The following is a 25,829-nucleotide window of genomic DNA, read 5'->3' as shown; positions in this document are numbered from 1 at the left end:
AACCCGCCAGCGGCGGGTTTTTTTATCACTCGTTAATTCTCGGATGCTGGTCAACCAGGCGAGAACGTTTTTTCTGGAGCGCCTCGATCTCTGCGTCAATATCTTCAATCTTCTGCTCTACATTATCGTAGTGCTCACGCAGGATCTCTTTCGCTTCCTGAATATCAGACGCCGCAGGCGTTGCCCCTTTCAGGGGACGATTCGCCGTCTCCTTCATGGTAATACCGGTAATCAGGCCGACCACCGCAATGACCATCAGATAGTAAGCAGGCATCATCAGGTTCTGCGTGCTCTCCACCAGTGAAGCAGCAAGTGTCGGCGTCAGGCCCGCAATCAGAACGGAGATATTAAAGGCTGCCGCCAGCGCACTGTAGCGAATATGCGTCGGGAACATTGCCGGCAGCGTAGAAGCCATCACCCCGATGAAGCAGTTGAGGATCACCGCCAGCATCAGCAGACCGGCGAAAATCAGCCCCAGCACATTGCTGTTAATCAGAATAAAGGCCGGAATTGCCAGTGCGAACAAGGCGACGCTGCCGAGAATAATGAATGGCTTACGGCCAAAGCGGTCGCTCAACAGACCCATAATCGGCTGCACAAACAGCATACCTACCATGATGGCGATAATAATCAGCACACCGTGGTCTTCCGAGTAGTGCAGGTTATGCGACAGGTAGCTCGGCATGTAGGTCAGCAGCATGTAATAGGTGACGTTGGTGGAAATCACCAGACCAATACAGGTCAGCAGGCTGCGCCAGTGTTTGGTCGCAATCTCCTTGAACGACACTTTCGGGCCATCCTGTAACCCTTCACGGTCACCCTGCTCCAGCTTTTCAACGTGCTGCTGGAACGCAGGTGTCTCTTCCAGGGCGTGACGCAGGTAAAGCCCAATGATGCCCAGCGGCAGCGCCAGGAAGAACGGAATACGCCAGCCCCAGTCAAGGAAGTTCTCTTCACCCACTACGGTTGAGATCAGAACGACAACCCCCGCGCCCATGACGAATCCGGCAATCGAACCAAAGTCCAGCCAGCTGCCCATAAAGCCGCGTTTACGGTCCGGAGAATATTCGGCGACAAAAATCGATGCACCGGTATATTCGCCGCCAACGGAGAAGCCCTGCGCCATCTTACAGATCAACAGCAGAATCGGCGCCCATATACCAATAGTCGCATACGACGGAATAAGGCCGATACAGAATGTACTTATCGACATGATGACAATGGTAATAGCCAGGATTTTCTGGCGACCATATTTATCACCCAGCATGCCGAAGAAAAGACCACCAAGAGGGCGAATCAGGAAGGGAACGGAGAACGTACCCAGCGCGGCAATCATCTGCAAGCTGGGATCGGCACCGGGGAAGAACACTTTACCAAGTGCATAGGCCACAAAGCCGTAAACACCAAAATCGAACCACTCCATCGCATTACCGAGCGAGGCCGCTGTAATCGCTTTGCGCAGTTTCGCGTCATCAATAATGGTGACATCGCGCAGCGTGATGGGTTTTACTTTTTTCCTTCTAAGCATAGCTTTCCTCGTAGACTCAGCCCCGTCCGTTTCACAGCGCATTTTGCAAGCTGTGAACCAGAGATCCGCTCCATGCGAATCTCCTTATTCAAGCGTAGCAGGTTTACTTACATTGACGTTTTACCTCAATACAACCGAACCTGTTGACGCCTGTCTGGGCAGTTAAAGACCTTTTTACCCTACCAGCGTTTATATATGTGATCAACTTCACATATATTTTTCCTGTTCGTAAGATGCCTTCAGCTTTTGTCAATTCACGATAAGTAAGGTCATTCTCAACCCCCTTATCAAACAGATCTTAACGCCCGTTATTATTCATTCCCAAACAAAATACAATCACATTTCTTCACAGCGAATTTACACAAAATTTAATTATTAATCGTGGGCAATCCTGTTTCCATTCAATATGTGACGGAGATAACTAAAACAGTGTTTCGTTTTGATTGAATCGCAATTCCAAAGATCGCATGATAAATCCGAACACGATATCTCAGCGGCTTTCAAATGAAGGAATACTGAACGCCTTAATTTCACTTTACAGCATAAGTAACGAATCGATTGGCCTCCAAAAAGGCAATCATTTGAATTTGTTGATCTATTTTTGAGATTTCCGCCAGCCACGCGGGCGAGATGTGAGGGTTAATGATGAAGATTAAAGCAACTATAGAACGCATCCCGGGCGGGATGATGCTGGTCCCGCTGGTACTTGGCGCGATATTAAATACGCTGGCCCCGAATACCGGTGCTTATTTTGGCGGTTTTACAAAAGGTATGATCACCGGAACGGTACCGATTCTGGCAGTCTGGTTCTTTTGCATCGGCGCATCTATTAACTTGCGTGCAACAGGTACGGTATTACGTAAATCAGGGACGTTGGTCATTACTAAAATTGCGGTCGCCTGGGTTGTTGCCATGATCTGTGCGATGTTCATTCCGGAGAATGGAATTCAGACTGGCTTCTTCGCCGGATTATCCGTTCTGGCCATTGTCTCAGCAATGGATATGACCAACGGCGGTCTCTATGCCAGCCTGATGAATCAATATGGCACCAAAGAAGAATCGGGCGCGTTCGTGCTGATGTCCCTGGAGTCGGGTCCACTGATGACGATGTTGATTCTGGGTTCTGCTGGCCTTGCCTCCTTTGAACTACACCATTTTGTCGGGGCGATCCTGCCGTTCCTGATTGGTTTTGCGCTGGGTAACCTCGATCACGATCTGCGCGATTTCTTCAGCAAAGCCACCCCGGTACTGATCCCGTTCTTCGGCTTCGCGTTGGGCAATACCATCAACCTGAACGTAATTCTGGAAACCGGCCTGCTGGGTATTGTGCTGGGTGTTGCCGTCATCGTCATCACGGGTATTCCGCTGATTATTGCAGACCGCGTCATCGGGGGCGGCAACGGAACCGCGGGTGTGGCCGCCTCTTCGGCCGCAGGCGCTGCGGTAGCCAACCCGGTGATTATCGCCCAGATTAACCCGGCCTTTGAACCCGTAGCCGCTTCCGCCACGGCTCTGGTTGCCGCCAGCGTGATTGTGACGGCAATTCTGGTCCCTATCATCACGGCACTGTACGCCAGACGCTTTGGGCATGTGCCTGAGTCCCGGACAGAACATGAAGCGGTAGAAATGCACCACTAACCCTTTCGCCCCCCTCTTTAAAAAGAGGGGGGGCAATCACGTACCAAATATCTCTTCCACCATGCCATCCACAAGCCGTTTTGCCGAACAGAGTCTTGGCATCCCCAGCGCGACCGTTTGCCAGCTCTGCGTCACTGACCAGCTCACCGGATGTTTTTCCGCCTGACACCAGTCCCCCAGCCAGCCCAGCATATCTTTATAATCAATCAGACCGGGAGAAGCGGGCGTCGTCAGCCACTGATGGTAAAAATGCCGGGTGGTGGGAGAAGCATTAATCTCCTGTGCCAGATAATTTGCGGCCATGCTGCGCAGGTTATCTTTCAGCATGGCCGCCACATCACTATTCGCCAGACGACAGGCATCGCCAAACGCCCCCCAGCGCAACTCTTCCAGCACGATAAAGCAGCGGCCAGCCAGCGACCAGCCGTCATACTGCCCGGCTCGCCAGCGGGTAAAAATTTGCTCGCTGTGCTCACCCGCCTGAACCGTAAGACCGCGCTGCGCGAGCGCTTTCTCTTTATAGGCGGCACGCTGGTTGAAATGTGCGGAGAGCTCCTCGTACTGTTGCAACAATCCGGGAGGTTGAGGGAGGCGTGGATTCACCTGCTGGCGCAGGGCTACCAGCCTGTCGGACATACGGGTCAGCGCAAGGTGTCCGGGGTCGAGCATACCGGCAAGTTTCTCCGCCAGACCCAGCCGCAGTGCTGCATTTTCGTTGAGCATTCCCGCCATTGCCCACGGCCGCAGCCGGGTCTGCGTAATGATCTCCTGCGTCAAACGCTCACGAAATTGTAGTTGCTGTGGCCCCAGGAGGGCGTGACGTGCAGCATCCGCCCCCTGGACCAAATCGACCATAAATTTTGGATGAATACACTCCAGCGTCCGCCCGGGACCGTCCAGTAGCTGTGTTGTCATGGTTGCTCTGCCGCGAATAAGGTTTGAATATCATCGCGTAACAGTCGGGTATCTTCCTGAATCCACGCCGCAGTGGTCATACTTTGCTTCAACAACTGGCTAAGCGCCCGGGTTGAATGCTCATTCTGCTGCCGAACGGCAAGGCTATCACGCAAGCTTTCCTGTAACCCGGTCAGGCACAACGAAAACTCTGCAAAGAACGTTGCCATACCTGCCGTAACAGAGACATCGACCTGCGCGGCCAAAGCTTTACGAATTTGATCGCAAAACTGATCGGTATGTTGCGTAAATTTGCCATGAAGCTGAGCGATGTCGATGACATAGCGTGTGCGCGTCACGACATACTCCTCCCAGCCCCAGCCGGGATTATTGAGCCAGCGCGAGACGGTATTACGTACGCTGCCTGCCCCTGCTGGCTGACTGGCGGGAGGGGTGTCCTGCACAATGGCATCATTAAATAACCCGCGCGTATTGAAATTAAGCTGGTTTGCCTGAAACGCCGGGAAGCTAATCCGCGCCCGAAATCCGGCATGACTGAGCTGTTCCTTAATTCGCGTCTCGATGGGTCGCATCGCCTCATTCAACGATCGGGCGAGCGTAGACTCCAGCTGATCGAAGCGTAACGCCAGCTCCCGGCCAATTCTGCTCTGCGCATTCAGCATAATCTGCTCGCATGACGATCGGATCTTGCTCAGGACAATCTGCGCCTGCCCTTCATCGTCAAGCACCAGCTGCTGGATCGCATCCGCGTCGTCTTCACGCAAACTGGATGGCTCGCGGCCTGCTAAGTCAAGAATAGACGGGCGGCTAAAAATGTCGCCCAGCGCCTGGTGAAGTTCATCTTTCTGGCGAAGCAGAAAAGCATCCGTTGCGTTGAGCGCCTCTTCAACTTCATGCTGGACCTCATCGCTCACCACGCTCTGCCGCTGACGCAGCATCGTCATATCCTCTTCCAGGCGCGCAATATTCAGCTCCAGCTCATCAAAAGCGACCGTCAGTCCCTGATGGCGAAAGTCCAGGTATTCTCTGGCATTTTGCGCATAGTTCAGCAGCTTATGCGATGCCGACCGTAAAGCGAACAGTGAGGCGTTGGCGTAAGCCGCGTAAATCAGTTTGCGGATGGGCTGTTCGAACAGCGAATCCTCCCACAGCAGATCCGCCGCATGGCGAATATGGCCAATATCGTCCAGGTCGGCCGTTCGCCAGCGGCGGCCCAGCGCGGCCTCGGCAAAATCCTGTACCCAACGCTGATCCTGATGATCGGGAAGGCGCCCATGGACGTTCATCTCATAGCGGGCGCGGTTTGCCAGATAGGCCCACATGGAAGAGACCGGATAAATTTGCCCCGGAGAAATATTCCCTTTCATCAGCGTGCCGGAAATCATCGCCCGCACCTGCTCTTCATCGTCGCTATTACGATCTTTCTGATCGAATTTGTTGACCAGGGCGTAAAGCGGCACGGATTTCCCGGCAGCCGAAATTGCCTGACGAACCTCAGCATCAGAAATGGATTTAAGCTGGGTGTAGTCCATCACCGCCAGAACGGCGGAGGCGCGCGCCAACTGCTCATTGAGCATTTTTTGCAGGTGCGGCTGACCGGCCTCGTTCGGCCCCGGCGTGTCGAGCAGCGTCAGTTGCCCCAGGTGCGCATCCAGACCGGCGAGATGCACAAACTCCACCTCAATCACCGGAATATGTTCAATCGCGGCATACTCAGAGAACGGAAACTCCACGCCCAGCGCCTGAGAAAGCCGCACCAGATCGTTCAGGCTTTTCAGACAATGAAAGATGGGCTCCGCGCCCAGGTGATGTTTTTCAAACGCCTCACCTCTTTCTATGCGCTCCAGCAGCGTATTCATGTCCTTGTCGATTTCCAGACGCCGCGCCAGCTTGCCGCGATCTTTATCGCACAGTTTTTTCTGCAACTGGGTAATCAGGGTATCGATGGGCGAAACGTGCAAAAAATGCAGCACCGGCTCCTTCTGGCCCGGCGTATGGCGGATCAGCGTGGGAAGCGCCGTCATCGGACGATTGCGGTTCGGCAGCACTTCCGTGCCCACAATCGCATTAATGGTGGTCGATTTTCCCGCTTTCATGGTACCCACAATCGCCAGTACCATTTCGAGGCGGGTTATTTTGCGTAATTCATTATTCAGCATCGCCTGCTGAGCGTCGACACCTCGTGCGCTAAAATGCAATGGCAAAACGTTGTTATTAACGCCGCTCATGGCAGCGGTTGTGCTATCCAGCTTTGCAATCGGCATAGATTTTAATGAATCAAGATTGTTCAGAGCGAGCTGTAACAAACGTTCAGCTTCCTGGCTTAATTCAAATATGGTCTGTGTGTGCATGATAAAAGCCTTCCCTTAACGCAAATTTATTACTTTTATTAAGCCACGATGTTTTAATTATACTTTTCAGGCTTATATGATCACGTATGGAAAACATGTTCATTTAATACAACTAACTGAAGATAATGAGAATTTAAAACCCACCCTCGTAATACGTGTAAAACATCCCCTGGCCAGAAAGCCAAAAGTGAATAGACAAAACGCATTTTCAGGAAACATCAGGATATATCATCGTTATTTACCCACCAAAAAAGAGAGGTATTCCCTGACGCCAAAAGATGTATGTCGTCAGAGGAGGGTAGATAAATAACGGCTTGTTCCTTCACCTTATCCGAAATGGCACAGCGTAGCAATTTGCTGTAATAAAATATTCGATACATTTAGCATGATTACGATCTCTGCCGTTCAGGGCATACGCTTCCCTTAATTCACTGACAGTTCGTGTCATCGCTTGCGCATTTATGCGCTATTTTTATAAAACAATATCACCGACAAAAGTGGGGATTTGCGTTATACTCGCTGCCTTTTTCGGCACACTGCCGTCATTTAGCTGGCGTTTTCCAGCGTGTTAACACTTTTGAGGATACCCACATGCAACTTCCACACTGCCCGAAATGCAATTCTGAATACACCTATGAAGACAATGGCATGTTCGTTTGCCCAGAATGCGCCCATGAATGGAACGATGCGGAGCCTGCGCAGGACAGCGATGCGCTGATCGTGAAAGACGCGAATGGCAACCTGCTGGCAGACGGCGACAGCGTTACCGTTGTGAAAGATCTTAAGGTAAAAGGCAGCTCCTCCATGCTGAAGATCGGCACTAAAGTTAAAAATATCCGTCTGGTTGAAGGCGATCATAATATCGACTGCAAAATTGACGGCTTCGGTCCGATGAAACTGAAATCTGAGTTCGTGAAAAAGAACTGATTGTCCCGCCCGGTGACGCTTCGCTTACCGGGCGTTCGGGAACTACACTTAACGGGCTTTTCTTACGTGAGGTAAAGATTATGCCGTTAAGTCCCTACATCTCTTTCGCCGGCAACTGTGCGGAGGCGACCGCCTTCTATCAGCAGGCCGTCGGCGCAGAACTCCTCTACAAAATCACCTTCGGCGAAATGCCCAAAGACGAAAACAGCGAAGAAGGCTGTCCGTCAGGCATGAACTTCCCGGATACCGCCATCGCCCACTCTAATGTCCGCATTGCCGGAAGCGATATCATGATGAGCGATGGTCTGCCACCCGGTAGCAGCACGCAGTACGCCGGATTTACGCTGGTGCTCGACACGCAGGACGTGGATGAAGGCAAACGCTGGTTCGACAACCTCTCTGATGGCGGCAATGTCGAAATGGCCTGGCAGGAGACTTTCTGGGCGCACGGATTCGGGAAAGTCACCGATAAATACGGCGTGCCGTGGATGATTAACGTCGTTAAATCGTAGGCCGCATAAGCGCAGCGCATCCGGCAACAGCGCCCGGTGGCGCTGCGCTGGCCGGGCCTAGGGTGATTGTCATCAAACTCCCCTCAACTCTTCAAACTCCCGCAACCAACACTTAACCTGAATGTCATATTGATGCGCCAGCATGAGGCCACATTTATCGTGAGGCCGGGCACATGCAAACTGTCATTCGCGTCGAGAAACTGAGCAAAACCTTCCATCACAACAAGGCGCTGCATGCCGTTGATCTGACCGTCCAGCAGGGCGAAATGGTGGCGCTGTTGGGGCCGTCTGGTTCAGGTAAATCCACCCTTCTTCGTCACTTGAGCGGCCTGATTACCTGTGACAAAACGCCGGAAAGCCGCGTCGAACTGCTGGGGAACACCGTGCAACATGCGGGGCGTCTGGCGAGCGATATTCGCAAAAGCCGCGCTCAGACGGGCTATATCTTTCAGCAGTTCAACCTGGTGAACCGCCTGACCGTGCTCGAGAACGTGCTGATTGGCGCGCTCGGCAGCACCCCGTTCTGGCGCACCTGCCTGCGCTGGTTCTCCCCATCCCAGAAGCAAGAAGCCTTACAGGCGCTGACCCGCGTCGGCATGGCGCATTTCGCCCACCAGCGCGTCTCCACGCTCTCCGGCGGACAGCAGCAGCGCGTCGCCATTGCCCGCGCCCTGATGCAGAAAGCCAAAATTATCCTGGCCGATGAACCTATCGCCTCGCTGGATCCGGAGTCCGCCCGCATCGTGATGGAAACCCTGCGCGACATCAATCAGAACGACGGCATCACCGTGGTGGTGACGCTGCATCAGGTGGATTACGCCCTGCGCTACTGCGAGCGCATCGTCGCCCTGCGTCAGGGACATGTGTTCTTTGATGGCGCAAGCCACCAGTTTGATAACGAACGTTTTGACCATCTCTACCGCAGCGTAAACCGCGTCGAAGAGCGCGCGCAGGCTGCATAACGACCCATAACGAGGAATGGAAATGAGCTATAAAACGGTTGCCGCGCTGGCCTTCACCAGCATGTTCAGCATCAGCACCCTGTTAAGCCCGGCCCACGCCGAGGAGCAGGAAAAAGCACTGAACTTTGGCATCATTTCGACAGAATCACAGCAGAACCTGAAACCCCAGTGGGAACCGTTCCTGAAAGATATGGAAACCAAACTGGGGATCAAAGTGAACGCGTTCTTCGCCCCGGATTACGCGGGCATCATTCAGGGAATGCGCTTCAACAAAGTCGACATCGCCTGGTATGGCAACCTCTCTGCTATGGAAGCGGTAGATCGCGCGAACGGCCAGGTGTTCGCCCAGACCGTTGCGGCAGACGGCTCTCCGGGCTACTGGAGCGTGCTGATCGTTAACAAAGACAGCCCGATCAACAACCTCAACGACATGCTCGCCAAACGCAAAGAGCTGACCTTTGGTAACGGCGACCCGAACTCTACCTCCGGCTTCCTCGTCCCTGGCTACTACGTCTTCGCGAAAAACAACGTCTCCGCCAGCGACTTTAAGCGCACGGTTAACGCCAGCCACGAAACCAATGCCCTGGCCGTGGCGAATAAGCAGGTTGACGTTGCTACCAACAACACTGAAAACCTCGACAAGCTGAAGACCTCCGCGCCGGAAAAGCTGAAGGAAATCAAGGTTATCTGGAAATCACCGCTGATCCCGGGCGACCCGATCGTGTGGCGCAAAAACCTCTCCGAGAACACCAAGGACAAGGTCTACGACTTCTTTATGAACTACGGCAAAACGCCGGAAGAGAAAGCGGTTCTGGCACGTCTGGGCTGGGCACCGTTCCGCGCGTCCAGCGATTTGCAACTGGTGCCGATTCGCCAGCTGGCGCTGTTCAAGCAGATGCAGGGCGTGAAGGACAACAAAGGCCTGAAGGACGAAGAGAAGAACAGCAAAGTGTCGGAAATTCAGGCGCAGCTGGACGATCTTGACCGCCTGACCGCCGCGCTCGGCGCCATGACCAGCGTGAATAAAGCGGTGCAGTAACGCCTTTCTCCCTCTCCCTCAAGGGAGAGGGGACTAAACCCAAAGGAGCCAACATGCAAACCATCACCCTCCCGCCGCCAAAACGCAGCTGGTTCTCGCTCATAAGCTGGGCTGTTCTGCTGGCGGTGCTCGTTATCTCCTGGAAGGGCGCGGAGATGGATCCGCTGCTGCTCTTCAGGGACTCAGGCAACATGGCGACCTTCGCCGCCGACTTCTTCCCACCGGACTTCAGCCAGTGGCAGGACTACCTCGGTGAAATGGCGATCACCCTGCAAATTGCCGTCTGGGGCACCGCCCTCGCCGTGATCCTCTCCATTCCGTTTGGCCTGATGAGCGCCGAAAACATCGTGCCATGGTGGGTTTACCAGCCGATGCGCCGCCTGATGGACGCCTGTCGCGCCATCAACGAAATGGTCTTTGCGATGCTATTCGTGGTCGCCGTCGGCCTGGGTCCGTTCGCGGGCGTGATGGCGCTGTTCATCCACACCACCGGCGTGCTCTCCAAGCTGCTCTCCGAAGCGGTTGAAGCCATCGAGCCCGGCCCGGTGGAAGGCATCCGGGCAACCGGAGCGAACAAAATCGAAGAGATCCTGTACGGCGTCCTGCCGCAGGTGATGCCGTTGCTCATCTCCTATTCCCTGTACCGCTTCGAGTCCAACGTTCGCTCCGCCACTGTGGTCGGCATGGTGGGCGCAGGCGGCATTGGCGTCACCCTGTGGGAAGCGATTCGTGGTTTCCAGTTCCAGCAAACCTGCGCCCTGATGGTGCTCATCATCGTCACCGTCAGCCTGCTGGATTTCCTCTCTCAACGTTTGCGTAAGCACTTCATCTGAGAAGCGAGGCTTTGATTGGTATGCACTTATCCAGACATCCGACCAGTTACCCCACCCGCTGGCAAGAGATTGCGGCAAAGCTCGAAGTGGAGCTGCGCACGCACTATCGCTGCGGAGACTACCTGCCTGCCGAGCAGCAGCTTGCCGACCGCTACGAAGTGAATCGTCACACCCTGCGTCGTGCCATCGATCAACTGGTGGAGCGCGGCTGGGTCCAGCGTCGTCAGGGCGTCGGCGTGCTGGTGCTGATGCGTCCGTTTGACTACCCGCTTAATGCCCAGGCGCGTTTTAGCCAGAACCTTCTCGATCAGGGCAGCCACCCCACCAGCGAAAAGCTGCTGTCTGTCCTGCGCCCGGCCTCCCGCCACGTGGCGGACGCGCTGGGGATTCAGGAGGGCGACAACGTCGTTCACCTGCGCACGTTGCGCCGGGTGAACGGCGTGGCGGTCTGTCAGATCGACCACTACTTCGCGGACCTCACCCTCTGGCCCGTTCTGCAACATTTCGCCAGCGGTTCCCTGCATGATTTTCTTCAGGACGCGACGGGTATCGTGCTCAAACGCACCCAGACGCGCATCAGCGCCCGCCGCGCGCAGGCGAAAGAGAGCAAGGTGCTGGAGATCCCCAACATGGCCCCGCTGCTCTGCGTGCGCACCCTCAACCACCGTGACGGCGACGTCAACGCAACGGAATACTCCGTCAGCCTGACCCGCGCCGACATGATTGAATTTACCATGGAGCACTGAATGCACTTCGACACCTCCACTCGTCAGCGCTGGATGCGCGTGCTGGCCCACAGCCAGCCTGCTGCGCTGGCTGCCCGCATGAACGCGCTCGGCCTGACGCCGGATTACGACACGATCCGCGCGCCGGAGATCGGCCTGGTGCAGATCCAGGCACGCATGGGCGGCACCGGCGAGCGCTTCTTCGCCGGCGATGCCACCCTCACCCGCGCGGTGATCCGCCTGAAAAGCGGCACGCTGGGCTACGGCTACGTACTTGGCCGCGACAAAACGCACGCCGAGCGCTGCGCAGCGATCGACGCGCTTTTACAGGAACAGCCGCATTTTCAGACGTTAATGGAAACCCTTATTGCCCCGCTGGAAGCTGACCGCGCCGCACGCCTTGCCGCGCGTCAGGCCGAAGTAAATACCAGCCGGGTCGACTTCTTTACGCTCGTTCGCGGAGACAACGCATGACGCTTCAACCTGCTTTTACCCTGGCCGTCCAGGATGCCCAACAGAGTTTCCGTCGACTGCTGAAAGCCATGAGCGAGCCGGGCGTCATTGTCTCGCTGCACCAGCTCTCCCAGGGCTGGCTGCCGCTGAACCTCGCCTCTACCAGCGTGCTGCTGACGCTGGCGGACAACGACACCCCGGTATGGCTATCAGGGGCATTGCTGAACGATATCGCCAGCCAGAACCTGCGCTTTCACACCAACGCGCCGCTGGTCGAGCAGCCCCAGCAGGCGGTCTTCGCCGTGGCCGACGAGCAAATCAGCCATGAACAACTTAATGCCCTGAGCGAAGGCAGCGCCGTCGCACCGGAAACCAGCGCTACGCTGATTTTGCAGGTCTCCAGCCTGAGCGGTGGCCGCATGCTACGCCTGACGGGGGCAGGGATCGCCGACGAGCGGATGGTCGCCCCCCAGCTGCCGGAGTGCATCATTCATGAGCTGACCGAGCGCCCGCATCCGTTCCCGCTCGGTATCGACCTGATCCTGACCTGCGGCGAGCGCCTGCTGGCGATCCCGAGAACCACTCACGTGGAGGTGTGCTGATGTACGTTGCCGTCAAAGGGGGCGAGAAGGCGATCGCCGCCGCCCATGCCTTGCAGGAGCACAGACGCCGGGGGGATGACGCCTTACCCGAGCTGAGCGTCGCCCAGATTGAACAGCAGTTAAACCTGGCCGTCGACCGCGTGATGACCGAAGGCGGCATCGCAGACCGCGAGCTGGCGGCGCTGGCGCTGAAACAGGCCAGCGGCGATAACGTGGAAGCCATTTTCCTGCTGCGCGCTTACCGCACTACGCTTGCGAAGCTGGCGGTAAGCGAGCCGGTGAAAACGGCGGAAATGCGTTTAGAGCGCCGTATTTCTGCGGTGTACAAAGATATTCCTGGCGGCCAGCTGCTTGGTCCGACCTACGACTACACCCATCGCCTGCTGGACTTCACTCTACTGGCGAACGGTGAAACACCGCAGTTCAGCGTCTCTGACGCTGAACAAGACGCCTCTCCGCACGTCTTTAGCCTGCTGGCAAACCAGGGGCTGGCGAAGGCGGAAGAAGACACCGGCAGCACACCGGATGACATCACTCGCACGCCGCCGGTCTATCCCTGTTCGCGCTCGTCCCGCCTGCAACAGCTGATGCGCGGCGATGAAGGGTATCTGCTGGCGCTGGCCTACTCCACGCAGCGCGGCTACGGGCGCAACCACCCGTTCGCGGCAGAGATCCGCAGCGGTTATCTCGATGTCGAAATTGTGCCGGAAGAGCTGGGTTTTGCGGTGAACATCGGCGGACTGCTGATGACCGAGTGCGAAATGGTCAACGGTTTTGTCGCGCCAGAGAATGAAGATCCGCATTTTACCCGCGGCTACGGGCTGGTGTATGGCCTGAGCGAGCGCAAGGCGATGGCGATGGCGCTGGTTGACCGTGCGCTCCAGGCGCCGGACTACGGCGAGCATATTGCCGGCCCGGCACAGGACGAAGAGTTCGTGCTGGCCCACGCGGATAACGTTGAGGCCGCCGGCTTTGTCTCGCACCTCAAGCTGCCGCACTACGTCGATTTCCAGGCCGAACTGGAACTGCTGAAACGCCTGCAACGGGAGCGCGCCAATGGCTAACTTAAGCGGCTACAACTTTGCCTATCTGGACGAGCAAACTAAACGCATGATCCGCCGCGCCATCCTTAAGGCTGTGGCGATCCCCGGCTACCAGGTGCCGTTCGGCGGCCGCGAAATGCCGATGCCCTACGGCTGGGGCACCGGCGGTATTCAGATCACCGCCAGCGTGATCGGCGAAGCGGACGTGCTGAAGGTCATCGACCAGGGGGCAGACGACACCACCAACGCCGTGTCGATCCGCAACTTCTTTAAGCGCGTAACGGGCGTCAACACCACTGAAAAAACCGAAGACGCGACGCTGATCCAGACCCGTCACCGCATTCCGGAGACCCCGCTGACTGAAGATCAGATTTTGATTTTCCAGGTGCCGATCCCGGAGCCGCTGCGTTTTATCGAGCCGCGGGAAACCGAAACCCGCACCATGCACGCCCTGGAAGAGTACGGGATCATGCAGGTCAAACTGTATGAGGACATCGCCCGCTTCGGCCATATCGCCACCACCTACGCCTATCCGGTGAAGGTGAACGGCCGCTACGTGATGGACCCGTCGCCGATCCCGAAATTCGATAACCCGAAGATGGACATGATGCCCGCCCTGCAACTTTTTGGTGCCGGACGGGAAAAACGCATCTACGCCGTACCGCCGTACACCCGTGTGGAGAGCCTGGATTTTGACGATCACCCGTTTACGGTGCAGGAGTGGGACGAGCCGTGCGCCATCTGCGGCTCGAAGCATAGCTATCTGGATGAAGTGGTGCTGGACGACACGGGCAAACGGATGTTTGTCTGCTCCGACACCGAGTACTGCCGCCAACAGAGCGAGGCGAACAGCCAATGAAACCGCTGCTTTCGGTTAATAACCTGACTCACCTTTATGCGCCGGGCAAAGGCTTTAGCGACGTGTCGTTTGAGCTGTGGCCGGGCGAAGTGCTGGGCATTGTCGGCGAGTCCGGCTCCGGTAAAACCACCCTGCTGAAGTCCATCTCCGCGCGCCTGACGCCGCAGAATGGCGACATTTTGTATGAGGGCGTGTCGCTGTATGGCATGAGCGAAGCCGAGCGCCGCCGCCTGCTGCGCACCGAGTGGGGCGTGGTGCACCAGCACCCGATGGATGGCCTGCGCCGCCAGGTCTCGGCGGGGGGCAACATCGGCGAACGGCTGATGGCCACCGGCGCGCGCCACTACGGCAACATCCGCGCCACGGCGCAGCACTGGCTGGAAGAGGTTGAAATCCCCGCCTCGCGCATCGACGACCTGCCGACAACCTTCTCCGGCGGCATGCAGCAGCGTTTACAGATTGCCCGCAATCTCGTCACCCATCCGAAGCTGGTGTTTATGGATGAACCGACCGGTGGGCTGGACGTCTCCGTGCAGGCGCGCCTGCTGGATCTGCTGCGCGGCCTGGTGGTGGAGCTGAACCTGGCGGTAGTGATTGTCACCCACGATTTAGGCGTTGCGCGCCTGCTGGCGGACCGCCTGCTGGTGATGAAGCAGGGTCAGGTGGTGGAAAGTGGGCTGACCGATCGGGTGCTCGACGATCCCCATCATCCGTACACCCAACTGCTGGTGTCCTCGGTATTACAGAATTAAGAGGCCAACATGATCCACGTTGAAAATGTCAGTAAAACCTTTGTGCTCCACCAGCAAAACGGTGTCCGCCTGCCGGTACTGCAAAATGCCTCATTAGAGGTCAGCAACGGCGAATGCGTGGTGCTGCATGGCCATTCCGGCAGCGGAAAATCCACCCTGCTGCGCTCCCTGTACGCCAATTATCTGCCGGACGAAGGCCATATCCATATCCGCCATAACAATGAATGGGTTGATCTGGTCCAGGCTCCCGCGCGCAAAGTGCTGGAAGTACGCCGCTCGACGATCGGCTGGGTCAGCCAGTTCCTGCGGGTGATCCCGCGGATCTCCGCCCTGGACGTGGTCATGCAGCCTCTGCTGGATCTCGGCGTGCCGCGCGAAACCTGCGCCGCTAAAGCCGCCAGCCTGCTGACGCGTCTCAACGTACCGGAGCGTCTGTGGCACCTCGCCCCGTCGACCTTTTCCGGCGGCGAGCAGCAGCGCGTCAACATCGCCCGCGGCTTTATCGTCGATTACCCGATTTTACTCCTGGATGAACCCACCGCCTCGCTCGACAGTAAAAACAGCGCAGCGGTGATAGAACTGATCGAACAGGCCAAAGCGCGCGGCGCGGCGATCGTCGGGATCTTCCACGACGACGCCGTACGCCATCGCGTGGCGGACAGACTGCACCCGATGGGGACAAACGTATGATTATCAATAATGTCAGGCTGGTGCTGGAAAATGAGGTCGTGAACGGCTCGGTTGAGGTGCGGGACGGTGTCATCCGCGCCTTTGCCGAAACCCAGAGCCGCTCACCGGACGCGATGGACGGCGAAGGCGGCTGGCTGCTACCGGGGCTGATTGAGCTGCATACCGATAATCTCGATAAATTCTTCACCCCGCGCCCGAAGGTGGACTGGCCTGCGCATTCAGCGATGAGCAGCCACGACGCGCTGATGGTCGCCAGCGGCATCACCACGGTGCTGGACGCGGTGGCGATCGGCGACGTGCGCGACGGCGGCGATCGCCTGGAGAACCTGGAGAAGATGATCAACGCCGTGGAGGAGACGCAAAAGCGCGGCCTCAACCGCGCCGAGCACCGCCTGCACCTGCGCTGCGAGCTGCCGCACCACACCACCCTGCCGCTGTTTGAGAAGCTGGTGGGCCGCGAGCCGGTCTCGCTGGTTTCCCTGATGGATCACTCGCCGGGACAGCGCCAGTTCGCCAACATTGAAAAGTATCGCGAATACTATCAGGGCAAGTATTCTCTCAGCGACGCGGAGATGGCGCGCTACGAAGAAGAGCAGCTGGCGCTGGCGGCCCAGTGGTCGCAGCCGAATCGTCTCTCCATTGCCGCTATGTGCCGGGACCGTAATATTGCCCTGGCCAGCCATGATGACGCCACGCACGATCACGTGCGCGAATCCCACCAGCTTGGGAGCGTGATCGCCGAATTTCCCACCACGTTCGAGGCGGCAGAAGCATCGCGTAAGCATGGCATGAACGTCCTGATGGGCGCGCCGAACATCGTACGCGGCGGGTCGCACTCCGGCAACGTGGCGGCAAGCAAGCTCGCCTCGCTCGGCCTGCTGGATATCCTCTCCTCTGACTATTACCCCGCCAGCCTGCTGGACGCGGCGTTCCGGGTGGCGGACGACGAGGGCAACAGCTTCACGCTGCCACAGGCGATTCGCCTGGTGACAAAAAACCCGGCCAGCGCGCTCAACCTTCACGATCGCGGTGAGATTGCCGAAGGCAAACGGGCAGACCTGGTGCTGGCGCACCGCAAGGGCGAGCACGTTCATATCGACCACGTCTGGCATCAGGGAAAAAGGGTGTTCTGATGGGAAGACTCATCTGGTTAATGGGCCCGTCCGGCTCCGGGAAGGACAGCCTGCTGTCGGCGTTACGGCAGCGGGAACATTCACAGCTGCTGGTAGCGCACCGCTACATTACCCGCGCGGCAAACGCCGGGAGTGAAAACCATATCGCCCTGAGCGAGCAGGAGTTTTTTACCCGCGCCGGGCAAAACCTGCTGGCGCTGAGCTGGCATGCCAACGGTTACTACTATGGCGTCGGCATCGAGATCGACCTCTGGCTGCACGCGGGCTTTGACGTGCTGGTCAACGGCTCGCGGGCGCATCTCCCGCAGGCTCGCGCCCGGTACGAAGCGGCGCTGCTCCCGGTCTGTTTGCAGGTTTCCCCGGACGTTCTGCGTAGCCGGCTGCAAAAGCGGGGGCGCGAAAACGCGCGCGAGATCGACCAGCGGCTGGAACGGGCGGCGCGTTACACCCCGTCGGGTTGCCATCTCCTCAATAACGACGGAAGTTTGCTACAGTCAGTCGAGACCTTTCTATCCCTTATCCGCCAGAAGGAGAAACAGCATGCCTGACTGCCAGCTTCGCCCCGCCACCGCCGACGATGCGCCGATCGTTTACGCGCTGATCTGCGAACTTAAGCAGGCCGAGTTCGATCATCAGGCGTTTCACGCCGGGTATCTGGCCAACTTGCAGGATCACAATATGCGCTACCAGCTGGCCGAGCTGGACGGGCAGATCATCGGGATGATCGGCCTGCATATGCAGTTTCACCTGCATCACGCCCGCTGGATCGGCGAGATCCAGGAACTGGTGGTGATGCCGCAGGCGCGTGGATTAAAAGTGGGCAGCCAGCTGCTGGCCTGGGCAGAGGACGTCGCACGGCAGGCAGGCGCCGAGCTGACCGAGCTTTCCACCAGCGTGAAGCGCGTGGACGCGCACCGTTTTTATGTTCGTGAAGGGTATACGCAAAGCCATTTCCGCTTCACCAAACCGCTGTAGAGGGGCGTTATGAGTCTGACGATCACGCTGACAGGAACCGGAGGGGCGCAGCTGGTGCCGGTGTTTGGCTGCGACTGCGCGGCGTGCCGACGGGCGCGTTTACAGGAAAATTATCGCCGTCGCCCCTGTAGCGCGGCGGTGAAATTCAACGATGCGGTCACCTTGCTGGACGCGGGTATTCCACACCTGATGGACGACTGGCCTGCGGGCAGCTTCCAGCAGTTTTTGCTTACCCATTATCATATGGATCACGTTCAGGGGCTTTTCCCTCTGCGCTGGGGCGTAGGCGCCACCATTCCCGTCTACGGTCCGCCAGACGAGGCAGGCTGTGACGATCTGTTCAAACATCCGGGCATCCTGGATTTCAGCCACACGGTGGAGCCATTTGTGACGTTTGAACTTCAGGGCTTGCGGGTCACGCCGCTGCCGCTCAACCATTCAAAACTCACGTTTGGCTATCTGCTGGAGTCCGCCCACAGCCGCGTGGCGTGGCTTTCTGATACCGCCGGACTGCCGGATAAAACGGTGACGTTTCTGCTAAACAATCAGCCGCAGGCGATGATTATCGACTGTAGCCATCAACCGCGCCCGGAGACGCCGCGCAACCATTGTGATTTGAATACGGTGATTGCGCTGAACGAGGTGATTGGCTGTCCGCAGGTGATCCTGACGCATATCAGCCATCAGTTTGACGTGTGGATGATGGATAACCCGCTGCCGTCCGGCATTGAAGCGGGGTATGACGGGATGGTGCTGGTGCTGGATTAGGTTTTCTCCCTCTCCCGTGGGAGAGGGTTGGGGTGAGGGCAACAGGCCGCACTTAGCCGCGATCGTAATCGTCTTCCAACCTGCGCTCGTCCTCTTCTAACCGACGCCTGTCGTCGTCCAACTGACGCTGACGCTCGTCTAAACGCTGGCGTCGATCTTCTAACTGTCGACGACGATCGTCGTACTGTCGGCTGTCGATTTGACGGCTGCGGTCGTAACGATCGTCGTCATCGTCATTACGGCTGCTGCCGGGGTTATAGGCGTCGTTGATCGCCTGCTGAATATTGCCAATAGCATCATCAATCACATCGGCATGCGCCAGTTGGCTGGTTAAAGTCAGCAGACCCAATAACAGAGCGGTAGAGTAACGTTTCATAAGGCCAGACTCGCAGGTGAACTGGCCTTAAAGTAATGACTGGCTGTTAACGGGAGTAGCGGAGGAATCTCAAATTACCATCACCTTCCGCAGTGCCTGCGCCAGCTGCTGGCGGGTAAACGGCTTACGCAGTAACGGAACGTCCGGCAGCTGCGGGTTATGCGCCGGGCGCAAATCCTGCCCGCTGATCAGCAGCACCGGCAACTGCGGATAGTGGCTGCGTACATGGCCGATCACCTCCGCACCGCTCAGGCCGCCCGGCAGCATCAGGTCGCTGATAAACATGCCGATATCCGGTGATGCGTCCAGCATGTTCAGCGCCTGCTCGCCGTTTTCGGCTTCGAGCGTCAGGTAGCCAAGCTGGTGCAGTTGCTCACACAGGGTATGCCGCACGCCCGCCTCATCTTCCAGGACCAGCACAAGCAGCTCACTTTCTGTCGGGGCCGTGGTCGCCAGCGCGGCATCATTGGAGAACGCGGGCAGCGTCGAGCGCGGCAGCTGGAGCCGCACGGTGGTTCCCTGCCCCGGCGCGCTTTCGATCTCAACGCGCCCCCCGGACTGACGCACAAAGCCGTACACCATCGACAGCCCTAATCCGCTGCCGCTGCCGGTCTGTTTGGTGGTGAAGAACGGTTCAAAGACCTGCGATTTCACCTCCTGCGACATCCCACAGCCGTGGTCAATCACCTCCAGCGCGACCATATCCTGCCTGCGCCCGTCGCTGCGGGTCACACGCTGGTTCCAGGTGCGGATTTTAATCACACCGTTTTGCCCCTCCATTGCATCACGGGCGTTCATCACCAGGTTGATAATGGCGTTTTCCAGCTGGCTGACGTCAATCCATGCGGGCCAGGCCGGGGTTTGCGCTTCAATATCCAGCGTCAGCGTGGCGGGAAGGGAGTGCCGCATCAGCTCGCTCAGGTTCTCCAGCAGCGGCTTCATCTCTACCGCATGGGGTTGCAGGGATTGCTTGCGCGAGAAGGCCAGCAGACGCTGGGTGAGCATGGCCCCGCGTTCCGCGGCTTTGAGCGCACGAGTGATGCGCGGCGCGTCCGGTGACGCTGAATCGGTCAGCTCCAGACTGCCGATAATCACCGCCAGCAGGTTATTAAAATCATGCGCCAGACCGCCCGTCAGTTGCCCGACCGCCTTCATTTTCTGGCTGTGCAGCAGCGCCTCCTCCAGCCCCTGACGTTCGATGCGGTCGACCTCCATCTGCGAGGTCTTCTCCTTAAGCAGCCGCGTGGTGTGCTCCAGCGAAGCGGTATTGCGTGCAAAAACGTTAAACGCGCGCGCCAGTTCCCCCAGCTCATCACGCCGCTGTAGTGCGGGCACCGACACATTCTGCTCTCCGTGAGCGAGACGCGACATTGCCCTTGAGATAGCCGTCAGGTTGGAGCCCAGATTGCGATAAATATACCAGCAGGCGCAGCCGGTGATGATCAGCGCCAGCACCGCGAAAACGCTGATAAACACGCTGATGGAGCGCAGCTCCTGGTGACTTTGGGCGGTACGCAGCCGGGAGGCCTGTGCCACCTGTTCAACGTACTGATTGATGTCGCGGTTTAATATCGCTACCAGCGCCTTGATGTGGAACATGTACCAGCTGATGGACAGATCGCTCTCTTCCAGCTGCTTCGACAGTGGCGCGAGCTTGCGCAGCTCATCATTAAAATCCGGGAGCACCAGGTTGACCACCGGTTGCAGGGCGCTCGCGGGTAACATCGCGGTTACTGCATCCAACTGCTGCACCGTGGCGCGCGGTGAAGGGGTATCAATGGCGGCCACGATCAGCCTGTCCATCTCAGCAAGCTGCCGGGGGTCTGGCACATTGCTCGCGTAACGACGGTTGATATCCTGCAAATGACGCAGGTAGCTTTGGCTTTGATACAGCGCGCTGAGCAGCGCGTTACGCTCCAGATGCCGTTTTTGCCCGCGCTCCAGCATTCCCGTCACGCTCTGCTGTAACTCATTGCTCCTGCGAATAATACGCGTCACCAGCGCCGGCTCCTGCTGCGCCAGCGGCGCATCGGCAAGCTGCTCCAGCGAGTGGCGCAGCGCCATCTGCGTCTGTTTAAGCCGCTCAGCTTCGCCTTTGTACTCCAGCGCACCGACCACCTGCGACAGCCGCACCGCCGCCGTTGCCACGTTGGCCGTGTCGCGCGCGAGGTTCATGCTGCCGGTCATGTCATCCAGCGTTTGCTGCTGCACCTGCTCCTGGATCTGGCTGGCATGACGAAAGCCGAGCACCGCCACGCCGCTGACCATCAGCGTTACCGCCACCACCAGCAGGTTAAATATCAGCAGGCGACCGCGGGCGCTGGTGAAGAACGGGGGGCGTGATGGCATGGGTTTGGGCTCCTCTGCGGTTTGGTGCCCTCACCCTGGCCCTCTCCCACAGGGAGAGGGAAAAGGGAATGTGATGGCGATTAGCTATTCATAACTATGACAAATATGAACAGCTTCTGACATTTTGCATTTACGCGCCTGTGATGAAGTACAGATATCGACATTCACAGGAGATCCGCCATGAGCAGAACCCCGGTTTTAGAGATGCGCCACATTGCCAAAACCTTTGGCAATTTCCACGCGCTCAAGGGCGTGGATTTGACGGTTTTCCCCGGTGAGATCCACGCGCTGATGGGGGAAAACGGCGCCGGAAAGAGCACGCTGATGAAGATCCTCGCAGGCGCCTATACCGCCAGCAGCGGCGACATCCTCATCGACGGTCAGCCGTTTCACATCAAAGGGCCGAAGGATGCGCTGGCCGCAGGAATTACCCTGATTTATCAGGAGATGCAGCTTGCTCCTAACCTGACCGTGGCGGAAAACATTTTTCTCGGTAGCGAGCTGTCGCGCGGCGGGCTGGTCCAGCGCAAAGAGATGGCTGCCCAGGCCCAGGCGGTCATTGACCGTCTGGGCGCGCAGTTCAGCGCCACCGACCTGGTCATGAAACTGACCATCGCCGAGCAACAGCAGGTGGAGATCGCCCGCGCGCTGCACCGCAACAGCCGCATTCTGGTGATGGACGAACCTACCGCCGCCCTCTCCTCACGCGAAACCCACCGTCTGTTCGAACTGATTTTGCGCCTGCGCGATGAAGGGATGGCGATTATCTACATCAGCCACCGCATGGCGGAAGTGTATGAACTCTCTGACCGCGTCAGCGTGCTACGCGACGGGCAATACGTCGGCAGCCTGACGCGCGACAAGCTCAACGCCTCCGAGCTGGTGCGCATGATGGTGGGTCGTCCGTTAAGCGACCTGTTCAACAAAGAGCGCGATATTCCGCTCGGCAGCCCGCGTCTGAACGTGCATCACCTCACGGATGGCAAAAAAGTGCAGCCGTGCAGTTTGCAGGTTCGCTCCGGTGAAATCGTCGGGCTGGCAGGGCTGGTCGGCGCCGGGCGTTCTGAGCTGGCGCAGCTGATCTTCGGCGTGCGCAAAGCCACCGGCGGCATGATTGAGGTGGACGGCGAACCGGTGGTGATCCACTCCCCGCGCGCGGCCATTGAGAACGGCATCGGTTTTCTCACCGAGAACCGCAAGGAGCAGGGGCTATTTCTGGAGCTGGCGGCGCAGGAGAACATCACCATGGCGACGCTGGAGCGCGACGCCACCTTCGGCTGGCTGAACCGCAAAAAAGCGCAGTCGATTTCCGATGACGCCATCGCACTGCTCAATATCCGCGTGCCGCATTCTCAGGTGCGCGCAGGCGGGCTCTCCGGCGGCAACCAGCAAAAACTGCTGATCTCCCGCTGGGTGGCGATAGGCCCGCGCATTCTGATTCTGGACGAACCCACGCGCGGCGTGGACGTCGGGGCAAAAAGCGAGATCTACCGCATCATGAACCAGATGGCGCGCAAAGGGGTGGCGATCCTGATGATCTCCAGCGAGCTGCCGGAAGTAGTAGGAATGAGCGACCGGGTGTACGTGATGCGGGAAGGCAGCATTGCGGGTGAACTGCACGGGCGCGACATCTCTCAGGAAAACATCATGACGCTGGCAACCGGCGTGAACGACACACATCATCAGGCGGTGTAATTATGACAACTCCAACCCATCCGCAGCAGGTGGCGAAATCCGCCTCTGCCAAAAAAATGCTGATGAGCGATCTGATGCAAACGATCGGCATTTTGCCGATTTTAATCCTGATTGTGGCTGTATTTGGCTTTATCGCTCCGAACTTTTTCACAGAAAGTAACCTGCTCAATATTACCCGGCAGGCGTCGATCAACATTGTTCTGGCGGCCGGGATGACCTTCATCATCCTGACCGGCGGGATTGACCTCTCCGTGGGCTCGATTCTGGGCACCACGGCGGTGGCGGCGATGGTGGTCTCGCTTATCCCTGAATTTGCGATGCTCTCCATTCCGGCGGCGCTAATGCTCGGTATGGTACTGGGGCTGTTCAACGGCGCGCTGGTGGCCTTCGCCGGACTTCCGCCATTTATCGTCACGCTCGGCACCTACACGGCGCTGCGCGGCGCGGCCTACCTGCTGGCGGACGGCACGACGGTCATTAACTCCAACATCAACTTCGAGTGGATCGGCAATAACTACCTCGGCCCGATCCCCTGGCTGGTTGTGATCGCCCTGGCGGTGATTGTGGTGTGCTGGTTTATTCTGCGTCGCACAACCCTCGGCGTTCACATCTATGCGGTCGGCGGCAATATGCAGGCGGCGCGCTTAACGGGCATTAAGGTCTGGCTGGTGCTGCTGTTTGTCTACGGCATGAGCGGCCTGCTCTCCGGTCTCGGCGGCGTCATGAGCGCTTCACGTCTCTACAGCGCCAATGGCAACCTCGGCACGGGGTATGAGCTGGATGCAATTGCGGCGGTGATCCTCGGCGGCACCAGCTTCGTCGGCGGGATCGGCACGATCACCGGCACGCTGGTCGGTGCCTTGATCATCGCCACCCTCAACAACGGCATGACGCTGATGGGCGTCTCCTACTTCTGGCAGCTGGTGATCAAAGGGGCGGTGATCATCATTGCGGTGCTGATCGACAAATACCGTACCCGACACCATCAAAGTGCATAACAACAATACCCTACGTGAGGAATACAGCATGAGATTGAAGCCCTTAGTGACCGCGCTCTGTGCTGGCGCGCTGCTGGCCGCAACCCCGTTTGCGCAGGCAAAAGATCTGAAATCCATCGGCGTGACGGTGGGCGACCTGGCTAACCCGTTCTTCGTGCAGATCACCAAAGGTGCCGAGCTGGAAGCGCGCAAGCTGGCGGGGGACAACGTCAAGGTGACGCTGGTCTCCAGCGGGTACGATCTGGGCCAGCAGGTGTCGCAGATTGATAACTTCATTGCGGCGAAAGTGGACATGATCATCCTCAACGCCGCGGATTCCAAAGGGATCGGCCCGGCGGTAAAACGCGCCAAAGAGGCGGGGATCGTGGTCGTGGCGGTTGACGTGGCGGCGGAAGGAGCCGATGCGACCATCACCTCCGATAACACCCAGGCGGGTGAGATGGCCTGTAAGTACATTACCGACCGCCTGAAAGGTAAAGGCAACGTGGTGATCATCAACGGGCCGCCGGTTTCTGCGGTACAAAACCGCGTGGAGGGCTGCCAGACCGAGTTCAGGCGCCACCCGGATATCAAAGTGCTCTCGGATAACCAGAACGCCAAAGGCAGCCGTGAAGGCGGGCTGGAGGTCATGACCTCCCTGCTGGCGGCTAATCCGAAGATAGACGGCGTATTCGCGATTAACGATCCTACCGCGATCGGCGCCGATCTGGCCGCGAAGCAGGCGCAGCGCAACGAGTTCTTTATCGTTGGTGTGGATGGCAGCCCGGACGGTGAAGAAGCCCTGAAGCGCGAAAACTCCCTGTTTGTGGCGACGCCAGCGCAGGATCCGCAGGTGATGGCGGCGAAGGCGGTGGAGATCGGCTATGACATTCTTCAGGGCAAACCTGCGCCGAAAGAGCCTGTGCTGATCCCGGTGACGATGATCGATAAAAAGAACGTCGGCACGTATAAGGGGTGGACGGTTAAATGATCCTTTTCCCTCTCCCACCGGGAGAGGGAACTGTTTTCAAGGAGTCCCCATGAAACGCTCCGACATCAATGAAATCCTCGGCCATACGCGGCAGTTCTTCTCCATGCACGACGTGCATCTCCCGCCTTTTGCCAGCTTTCCGCCGACAAAATGGCAGCAGCTTGACCAGGCCGCATGGCAGGAGGTGTTTGACCTCAGGCTCGGCTGGGACGTGACGGCATTTGGTGGCAACAACTTCGCTGCACAGGGGTTAACGCTGTTCACCCTGCGCAACGGCTCCCCCAACGGCGTGCCCTATGAAAAGTGCTATGCCGAAAAAATCATGCACGTCCGCGACGGCCAGGTGACGCCGATGCATTTTCACTGGCGCAAGCGGGAGGACATCATTAACCGCGGCGGCGGGAATCTGATTATTGAGTTATGGAATGCGGGCGCGCATGAAGAGACCGAAAACACCGACGTGACCGTTACCGTCGACGGCTGTCGGCAGACGCACACGCCCGGCAGCCAGCTGCGCCTCACACCAGGGGAGAGCATCTGCCTGACGCCCGGCCTGTACCACAGTTTATGGGGTGAACGCGGCTTTGGCGACGTGCTGGTGGGCGAAGTGTCGTCGGTCAATGACGATGAACACGACAACCACTTTTTACAGCCCATTGACCGCTACAACACCATTGAAGAAGACGAACCGGCGGTGCTGGTGCTGTGCAACGAGTACAACCTGTTTCGGATATAA

General features: G+C 57.9%; 26 protein-coding genes. 21 read left to right on the top strand and 5 right to left on the bottom strand.

Annotated features, from left to right (window positions below; all coding sequences use genetic code 11):
- Positions 1 to 25 precede the first annotated feature (25 nt).
- The gene (gene proP, locus L384_RS13420) at positions 26 to 1,528 is read right to left on the bottom strand and encodes a glycine betaine/L-proline transporter ProP (protein WP_003860199.1); all 1,503 of its coding nucleotides are present in this window, start codon (positions 1,526 to 1,528) and stop codon (positions 26 to 28) included.
- 645 nt (positions 1,529 to 2,173) lie between these two features.
- Here proP and kdgT point away from each other — a divergent pair.
- Complete coding sequence (gene kdgT, locus L384_RS13425) at positions 2,174 to 3,166, top strand: 2-keto-3-deoxygluconate transporter (RefSeq protein ID WP_003860201.1); 993 nt, start codon at positions 2,174 to 2,176, stop codon at positions 3,164 to 3,166.
- Between the two features lie 36 nt (positions 3,167 to 3,202).
- On the opposite strand, the gene L384_RS13430 is transcribed toward kdgT, so the two are convergent.
- Both L384_RS13430 and crfC read right to left on the bottom strand, forming a co-directional pair.
- A complete protein-coding gene (locus tag L384_RS13430) occupies positions 3,203 to 4,081 on the bottom strand; it encodes a diguanylate cyclase regulator RdcB family protein (protein WP_003860203.1) in 879 nt (292 codons plus the stop codon).
- Positions 4,078 to 6,432, bottom strand: a complete 2,355-nt coding sequence (gene crfC, locus L384_RS13435) for a clamp-binding protein CrfC (protein WP_023324027.1) — start codon at positions 6,430 to 6,432, stop codon at positions 4,078 to 4,080. Before crfC ends, L384_RS13430 begins: the two co-directional genes overlap by 4 nt.
- A 591-nt stretch (positions 6,433 to 7,023) precedes the next feature.
- On the opposite strand from crfC, the gene L384_RS13440 reads away from it, so the two are divergent.
- The 16 genes from L384_RS13440 to phnP all read left to right on the top strand — a co-directional run bounded on the left by L384_RS13440 (position 7,024) and on the right by phnP (position 18,705).
- Positions 7,024 to 7,359, top strand: coding sequence for a zinc ribbon domain-containing protein YjdM (locus L384_RS13440; RefSeq protein ID WP_003860206.1), 336 nt, complete (start codon positions 7,024 to 7,026; stop codon positions 7,357 to 7,359).
- Positions 7,360 to 7,439: 80 nt separating this feature from the next.
- The gene (yjdN, locus tag L384_RS13445) at positions 7,440 to 7,871 is read left to right on the top strand and encodes a VOC family metalloprotein YjdN (RefSeq protein ID WP_003860208.1); all 432 of its coding nucleotides are present in this window, start codon (positions 7,440 to 7,442) and stop codon (positions 7,869 to 7,871) included.
- A gap of 173 nt (positions 7,872 to 8,044) precedes the next feature.
- Positions 8,045 to 8,833: a phosphonate ABC transporter ATP-binding protein gene (gene phnC, locus L384_RS13450; RefSeq protein ID WP_003860210.1), complete on the top strand. Its 789-nt coding sequence runs from the start codon at positions 8,045 to 8,047 to the stop codon at positions 8,831 to 8,833.
- Positions 8,834 to 8,855: 22 nt separating this feature from the next.
- Positions 8,856 to 9,872: a phosphonate ABC transporter substrate-binding protein gene (gene phnD / locus L384_RS13455; RefSeq protein ID WP_023324026.1), complete on the top strand. Its 1,017-nt coding sequence runs from the start codon at positions 8,856 to 8,858 to the stop codon at positions 9,870 to 9,872.
- Between the two features lie 53 nt (positions 9,873 to 9,925).
- Positions 9,926 to 10,705 carry a phosphonate ABC transporter, permease protein PhnE gene (gene phnE / locus L384_RS13460; protein WP_023302942.1) on the top strand — a complete coding sequence of 260 codons (780 nt, stop codon included), beginning with the start codon at positions 9,926 to 9,928 and terminating at the stop codon, positions 10,703 to 10,705.
- Between the two features lie 20 nt (positions 10,706 to 10,725).
- Positions 10,726 to 11,451 carry a phosphonate metabolism transcriptional regulator PhnF gene (phnF, locus tag L384_RS13465; protein ID WP_003860215.1) on the top strand — a complete coding sequence of 242 codons (726 nt, stop codon included), beginning with the start codon at positions 10,726 to 10,728 and terminating at the stop codon, positions 11,449 to 11,451.
- Positions 11,452 to 11,904: a phosphonate C-P lyase system protein PhnG gene (gene phnG / locus L384_RS13470; RefSeq protein ID WP_003860217.1), complete on the top strand. Its 453-nt coding sequence runs from the start codon at positions 11,452 to 11,454 to the stop codon at positions 11,902 to 11,904. It begins immediately after the preceding gene.
- Entirely contained in the window at positions 11,901 to 12,485 is a 585-nt protein-coding gene (gene phnH / locus L384_RS13475) for a phosphonate C-P lyase system protein PhnH (RefSeq protein WP_003860219.1), read from the top strand. The genes phnG and phnH overlap by 4 nt, the downstream gene beginning before the upstream one ends.
- Positions 12,485 to 13,549, top strand: a complete 1,065-nt coding sequence (locus L384_RS13480; RefSeq protein WP_023324025.1) for a carbon-phosphorus lyase complex subunit — start codon at positions 12,485 to 12,487, stop codon at positions 13,547 to 13,549. The genes phnH and L384_RS13480 overlap by 1 nt, the downstream gene beginning before the upstream one ends.
- Positions 13,542 to 14,387 (top strand): alpha-D-ribose 1-methylphosphonate 5-phosphate C-P-lyase PhnJ, encoded by an 846-nt coding sequence (phnJ, locus tag L384_RS13485; RefSeq protein WP_023324024.1) that lies wholly within the window; start codon positions 13,542 to 13,544, stop codon positions 14,385 to 14,387. Before L384_RS13480 ends, phnJ begins: the two co-directional genes overlap by 8 nt.
- Complete coding sequence (phnK, locus tag L384_RS13490; protein WP_003860225.1) at positions 14,384 to 15,139, top strand: phosphonate C-P lyase system protein PhnK; 756 nt, start codon at positions 14,384 to 14,386, stop codon at positions 15,137 to 15,139. The genes phnJ and phnK overlap by 4 nt, the downstream gene beginning before the upstream one ends.
- A gap of 9 nt (positions 15,140 to 15,148) precedes the next feature.
- Positions 15,149 to 15,829 carry a phosphonate C-P lyase system protein PhnL gene (gene phnL / locus L384_RS13495; protein ID WP_003860227.1) on the top strand — a complete coding sequence of 227 codons (681 nt, stop codon included), beginning with the start codon at positions 15,149 to 15,151 and terminating at the stop codon, positions 15,827 to 15,829.
- Positions 15,826 to 16,962, top strand: coding sequence for an alpha-D-ribose 1-methylphosphonate 5-triphosphate diphosphatase (gene phnM, locus L384_RS13500; protein WP_023324023.1), 1,137 nt, complete (start codon positions 15,826 to 15,828; stop codon positions 16,960 to 16,962). The genes phnL and phnM overlap by 4 nt, the downstream gene beginning before the upstream one ends.
- The gene (phnN, locus tag L384_RS13505; protein WP_086531977.1) at positions 16,959 to 17,510 is read left to right on the top strand and encodes a ribose 1,5-bisphosphokinase; all 552 of its coding nucleotides are present in this window, start codon (positions 16,959 to 16,961) and stop codon (positions 17,508 to 17,510) included. Before phnM ends, phnN begins: the two co-directional genes overlap by 4 nt.
- The gene (gene phnO, locus L384_RS13510; protein ID WP_015570217.1) at positions 17,503 to 17,937 is read left to right on the top strand and encodes an aminoalkylphosphonate N-acetyltransferase; all 435 of its coding nucleotides are present in this window, start codon (positions 17,503 to 17,505) and stop codon (positions 17,935 to 17,937) included. The genes phnN and phnO overlap by 8 nt, the downstream gene beginning before the upstream one ends.
- A gap of 9 nt (positions 17,938 to 17,946) precedes the next feature.
- Entirely contained in the window at positions 17,947 to 18,705 is a 759-nt protein-coding gene (gene phnP / locus L384_RS13515; protein ID WP_023324021.1) for a phosphonate metabolism protein PhnP, read from the top strand.
- 52 nt (positions 18,706 to 18,757) lie between these two features.
- Here the strand turns inward: phnP and yjdP are convergent, their stop codons facing one another.
- Together yjdP and L384_RS13525 are read right to left on the bottom strand one after the other, a co-directional pair.
- Entirely contained in the window at positions 18,758 to 19,081 is a 324-nt protein-coding gene (yjdP, locus tag L384_RS13520) for a DDRRRQL repeat protein YjdP (protein WP_023324020.1), read from the bottom strand.
- Between the two features lie 69 nt (positions 19,082 to 19,150).
- A complete protein-coding gene (locus L384_RS13525; protein ID WP_023315235.1) occupies positions 19,151 to 21,430 on the bottom strand; it encodes a hybrid sensor histidine kinase/response regulator in 2,280 nt (759 codons plus the stop codon).
- 180 nt (positions 21,431 to 21,610) lie between these two features.
- On the opposite strand from L384_RS13525, the gene L384_RS13530 reads away from it, so the two are divergent.
- From L384_RS13530 to L384_RS13545, 4 genes are read left to right on the top strand one after another with little or no spacing between them, the layout of a single operon-like run.
- The gene (locus tag L384_RS13530) at positions 21,611 to 23,125 is read left to right on the top strand and encodes a sugar ABC transporter ATP-binding protein (protein WP_003860238.1); all 1,515 of its coding nucleotides are present in this window, start codon (positions 21,611 to 21,613) and stop codon (positions 23,123 to 23,125) included.
- A gap of 2 nt (positions 23,126 to 23,127) precedes the next feature.
- Complete coding sequence (locus L384_RS13535; protein WP_003860239.1) at positions 23,128 to 24,123, top strand: ABC transporter permease subunit; 996 nt, start codon at positions 23,128 to 23,130, stop codon at positions 24,121 to 24,123.
- Between the two features lie 28 nt (positions 24,124 to 24,151).
- Positions 24,152 to 25,093, top strand: a complete 942-nt coding sequence (locus L384_RS13540; protein WP_003860240.1) for an ABC transporter substrate-binding protein — start codon at positions 24,152 to 24,154, stop codon at positions 25,091 to 25,093.
- Positions 25,094 to 25,142: 49 nt separating this feature from the next.
- Positions 25,143 to 25,829, top strand: a complete 687-nt coding sequence (locus L384_RS13545; protein ID WP_023324019.1) for a D-lyxose/D-mannose isomerase — start codon at positions 25,143 to 25,145, stop codon at positions 25,827 to 25,829.

The sequence above is a fragment of the Enterobacter sp. MGH 38 genome (assembly GCF_000492855.1).
Lineage (GTDB): Bacteria > Pseudomonadota > Gammaproteobacteria > Enterobacterales > Enterobacteriaceae > Enterobacter > Enterobacter hormaechei_C.
The sequence above is the reverse complement of the archived record's forward strand: the minus strand, read 5'-3'. Positions and strand labels throughout refer to the sequence as shown.